The organism is Escherichia sp. TW14182, assembly GCF_000208525.1.
In the GTDB taxonomy this organism is placed as follows: Bacteria; Pseudomonadota; Gammaproteobacteria; order Enterobacterales; family Enterobacteriaceae; genus Escherichia; species Escherichia ruysiae.
In genome coordinates, this window is sequence record NZ_AEJZ01000292.1 from 1 (window position 1) to 1,761 (window position 1,761).

The following is a 1,761-nucleotide window of genomic DNA, read 5'->3' on the forward strand; positions in this document are numbered from 1 at the left end:
CAGTTCCGGCGTGATTTTTCTCTGGTACAGAACGCAACACGCGGTAAGCCCACCAGCAGGGAAAAAGCACGGGAAAATATTAAGAAAATAAAAAGCATGCTCAGCGCATCCAGAGGTAAAAAATGAAACTGGCACCGAACGTAAAACTGTTACCGAAAGATAAACACACTGAGGCGGTTATTTTTGCGGGTGATAATGCTCACTCCTTTGCAGAACATTACATGATTGCACAGGCCAAAAAAGCAGGCGATCCCATCCCTCCGGTTTACCTGGGCCGTTATCAGTTAAGCGAACTGGACAATTTACAGATTGTTGATGAAGGACGATACAGAGCAAAGGTCATACGCGCCGGAAACCTGGACGATATGCAGATGCTGACCATTGCCACCAAACTGGCGATCGCAGGTGTCCAGGAAGCACGGTTACTTTCAGAGAATTTCGAACTGCTGGAGGACTGGAGCGAGCAACTACCGCGGCTTAAAGAAACCTGGGAACGCGGGGAAAGTCTGGTCATGAATGGTGGAAAGCGAAAAATCACACTTCCCATCTCATGGGGTTCTGAGGGATTCGACGCGCAGCAAAGCTACGTAATTAAGGGGCTTATTCCGGCTGAGTCATTATGCAGCACCTACGGGGCCAGCGGTTCTTATAAATCGTTCCTGGCTATTTCCTGGTCGTGCCATGTTGCCACAGGTATGGCATGGGGAGGCCGCAGGGTAAGTAAGGGCGCTGTTATCTATATCGCTGGCGAAGGCAGTATGGGCGTAAAACGCCGCGTTAAGGCGTGGGAGATAACCCATGACAAGGTGGTTACGGATTTGTGCATCGTTAACGCGCCTGTTTTCCCTGCATCGCCTGACTATGTGGAGCAGGTTATCAGGACTGCCGGACTTGTTAAGAGCAGAACGGGCGAAAATGTGCGGCTGATTGTGATCGACACGCTGGCCCGTTGCTTTGGTGGGAATGATGAAAATGATTCCCGTGATATGGGCGCATTTATCCAGGGGTGTGACGCGATAAAGCAGGCTACAGGGGCCACGGTGCTGGTGGTTCACCATTCCGGCAAGGATGAAACAAAGGGGGCGCGAGGTTCCAGCGCATTCCGCGCTGCACTGGATGCAGAGTACCGAATCAGCCGGGAAAATTCAGACGTTACAGCACTGGTGGCGGCGTGTACGAAGATGAAAGACGCAGAGGAGCCAAAAGAGAGCGCATACGACCTTAAAAGCGTGGAGGTGTTTACCGATACCGATGGCGAAGAGATTGTGTCCATGGTGGTGATTGACGTTCCCCGCGCCCCTGCTGAACTGGAGCGCATAGAGGAGGCCGGGAACAAGACGGAAAATCACACGGCTTTATGGGGTTGTATCCGGTCACGTATACAGCATGGTGATAAATGCACGATCCCGCTGCTACGTGATGACATGAAAAAGCTGGGATATGACACAAAACACCTTAAACGATGGTTAGCCAAACTGGAAAAAGACGGCGTGATTTGCGTCGATGGGGATGATGTTCACCCACTGTAAAAAGTGGGCGTTAAAAGTGGGAATAGTGGGTAATTTAACTGGAATTTAACAAAATCGCCCACTTTCCCACGTGTATACATCCCAAAAAGTGGGCACTAAAAAAACTCTTATGAAACAGTACGATATAAAACCACAAAATCCCAGGTGGGACGAAGTGGGAAACCATGAAAAGTGGGTAGAAAAAGTGGGCACAGGTGGGCGCATGACCAGAAAAACCAGAGATAAGACAGCA

1 protein-coding gene and 1 pseudogene are annotated in these 1,761 nt (G+C 50.1%); both read left to right on the plus strand.

The annotated features are described in order from the left end of the window. Nucleotides 1-126, plus strand: a pseudogene (locus tag EQY_RS0120135) (DUF4222 domain-containing protein); the annotation flags it as partial. Further along, nucleotides 123-1,529: a helicase RepA family protein gene (locus EQY_RS0120140; protein WP_000761811.1), complete on the plus strand. Its 1,407-nt coding sequence runs from the start codon at nt 123-125 to the stop codon at nt 1,527-1,529. The pseudogene EQY_RS0120135 and the gene EQY_RS0120140, both read left to right, overlap by 4 nt. Nucleotides 1,530-1,761: the final 232 nt, after the last annotated feature.